This is a genomic window from Mycobacterium sp. (assembly GCF_025933915.1).
Lineage (GTDB): Bacteria > Actinomycetota > Actinomycetes > Mycobacteriales > Mycobacteriaceae > Mycobacterium.
Map to the genome: position 1 here is coordinate 1 of NZ_JAICZA010000297.1, position 2,402 is coordinate 2,402.

5 protein-coding genes are annotated in these 2,402 nt (G+C 68.2%); 2 read left to right on the forward strand and 3 right to left on the reverse strand.

Annotated features, from left to right (window positions below; genetic code table 11):
* A partial coding sequence (gene zapE, locus Q0W90_RS24205; RefSeq protein ID WP_297777188.1) for an AFG1/ZapE family ATPase occupies window positions 1–258 on the forward strand: 258 nt, incomplete at its 5' end.
* On the opposite strand, the gene Q0W90_RS24210 is transcribed toward zapE, so the two are convergent.
* The 3 genes from Q0W90_RS24210 to Q0W90_RS24220 form a co-directional block, all read right to left on the reverse strand.
* A complete protein-coding gene (locus tag Q0W90_RS24210) occupies window positions 236–751 on the reverse strand; it encodes a GNAT family N-acetyltransferase (protein WP_297602173.1) in 516 nt (171 codons plus the stop codon). The two genes, zapE and Q0W90_RS24210, sit on opposite strands and share 23 nt — an antisense overlap.
* Entirely contained in the window at window positions 739–1,257 is a 519-nt protein-coding gene (locus Q0W90_RS24215) for a hypothetical protein (RefSeq protein ID WP_297602177.1), read from the reverse strand. The genes Q0W90_RS24210 and Q0W90_RS24215 overlap by 13 nt, the downstream gene beginning before the upstream one ends.
* 93 nt (window positions 1,258–1,350) lie before the next feature.
* Window positions 1,351–2,121 (reverse strand): Clp protease N-terminal domain-containing protein, encoded by a 771-nt coding sequence (locus Q0W90_RS24220; protein ID WP_297701557.1) that lies wholly within the window; start codon window positions 2,119–2,121, stop codon window positions 1,351–1,353.
* Between the two features lie 101 nt (window positions 2,122–2,222).
* Here Q0W90_RS24220 and Q0W90_RS24225 point away from each other — a divergent pair.
* Window positions 2,223–2,402: DUF732 domain-containing protein (locus tag Q0W90_RS24225; protein ID WP_297777192.1), on the forward strand; the 180-nt coding region annotated here is incomplete at its 3' end.

The following is a 2,402-nucleotide window of genomic DNA, read 5'->3' on the forward strand; positions in this document are numbered from 1 at the left end:
CTGACGTTGATCGAAGGTGTGAGCGGGGTGTTTCTGACCGGCGTGCATCCCGTCGACGACCAGAACGTGGCGCTGAGGCTGGTGTCGCTGACCGACCGGCTCTATGACGCCGGCATTCCCGTGGTGGCGTCGGGCGCCAAACTCGACACCATCTTCGGCGAGGAGATGCTGGCCGGTGGATACCGAAAAAAGTACCTACGGGCCACTTCCCGGCTCCTGGCGTTGACCGCGGCGGCTATCCGAGCTCGCGAACCATGACGTAATCGTGCTCGAGGTCGGCACCGAGTTGAAACGTCCTGGTACCGCTGATCCTGAAGCCGTTCTTGGTGTAAAAGCGTTGCGCGCGTTCGTTCCCCTGATTGACACCCAGCCACACGCGGCGCGCGCCCCGCTCTTCGGCGGTGGCCAGGGTGAGGTCCATCAGGGCGCTCGACACCCCGCCGCCGTGATACCCGGGCAGCACGTAGATCTTGGACAGCTCGGCGGCGTCGTCGGTGGCGTCGCGAACGAGCATGGCGTAACCGATGATTCGGCCGCCCAGCGTCGCGGTGAGGATCACGCGGTGCGGGTCGGCGAGGTACTCCGCGAAGCGTTCGGCGGACAGGTTGGTCTCGACGAACGACGCGATGTTCTCCGGAGTCGCGGTGGGCGGGCATGCCAACGGAAAGGTTTGTGCCGCAACGCTGGCCAGCTCTACGGCGTCGGCGGAATCAGCCCGGGCGACGTGGACTGTTCGAATCAAAGATTCCATTGGGCGAGGTGATAGCCCGTCTTCTTGTCCAGCAGGACGACGGTGGAGACGGGATCGCGGTAGGCATCCCAATACACGCCGCCGCGCACGATCGCCCCGTTCGGCGCGTTGACGAGCACGTTGTCCAGCGCGTCGGGCGCATCGGAGGCCCGCGGCTTGTAGGCGTCGGCGTTCGGGGTCACGCCGTTGAAGCTGAAGAGGGTCGCCATGACGTACGGATTGGGCACCCGGATCGCGCGAATGGTCACGTCGGCGCGCTCGACCGAGCTGCCCGGGAAGCCCTTGTAGGTGCCTTCGCGCGTGTAGCCGAATCCCGGCGGCGGGTCGCAGGGCGCCACGCCGCTCACGGTGACGTCCGCGATGAACGTGCCGGTGTCCACTCGCAGCGTGTCCCCGATGTGGCCGATCGGTGCGTCACCGGCCCATGCGCGGGGCGCCGGAATCGCGGCGGCGACGCTCGCGGCGGCAACCAGCACGGCGGACACCGATACCAGCCAGCGGCGCATCTTCGCCATGTCTGCCTCCTTGGCACCGTTGCGGGGGAACCTTCGCATGATCGCACACGCGGTGGTGTCGAAGGGAGGGGTCGGCGGCACCGGTCAGCCGGCTCCGTCGGCGCCGGGGGCGACGTTCGTGCCGGCGCCGAGCGATTCCAGTGCCGCGATCAGATCGGCCTCGACCCGGTCCTTGTCGACGCCGCATCGGTGCAGCGGTCCCTCGGCGGAGGAGCCGTCCTCGAGCTCGAGCAGCGCCAACAGCTGGTGCTCGGTGCCGACGTAGTTGTGGCCGAGCCGGAGCGCCTCGCGCACGGTCAATTCGAGCGCCTTGCGCGCCGGCCCGCTGAACGGGATGAGTTCGGGTGGTTGATCTTCCACGCGCAGCGTGGCGATCGACGCGGTCGCGGCGTCGCGCAGCGCCTCGGTGTCGACCTCTTGCAGGCGCAGCAACACCGTCGCAAGGGCGGCCGGGTCGGCAAGCACCCCGATCAGCAGGTGATCGGGGGTGATCTCGCCGTTGCCCGCTTGGTGCGCGGCGTTCTGGGCCGCCACCACCGCACCGCGTGCCCGCGGGGTGAAGCGTGCGAAACCTTGCTCGGGGTCCAGGGTGGCGGGCTCGGCGCGCGGGACGAATCGCTTCTGGGCGGCTTGTTTGGTGACCCCCATGCTTTTGCCGATGTCGGTCCAGGACGCTCCGGAGCGGCGGGCCTGGTCCACGAAGTGGCCGATCAGGTGGTCGGCGATCTCGTCCAGGTGTTCGGCGGCCAGGACGGCATCGGTCAGCTGATCCAGGACGTCGGGGTGTGTCGTCTTGATGGCGTCGATCAGCTCGTCGAGGCGGATCGGGTAGGCGATGCGGATGGGCCCGGACATGCCGTCAACGGTAGGTTGACGCACCGCGGGTGTCAACGGAAGGCTGACGGCCTTCGTCAGGAGATGCGCCCGGGCAATGTCTCTGGGAGAATCGGTGAGCCATGAAGCTCCTGCTCGCCCTGTCCGCCCTCGCCGTCACGATCGGCCTGGCCGCGCCGGCGCACGCCGACGGCACCGACGACTCGTTCATCGCGTCGCTGCACGCGGCCGGCATCACCTTTTCCGACTCCGATAAGGCCGTAGGCGCGGGCAAATGGGTGTGCGACACGGTCGGCCAGGGC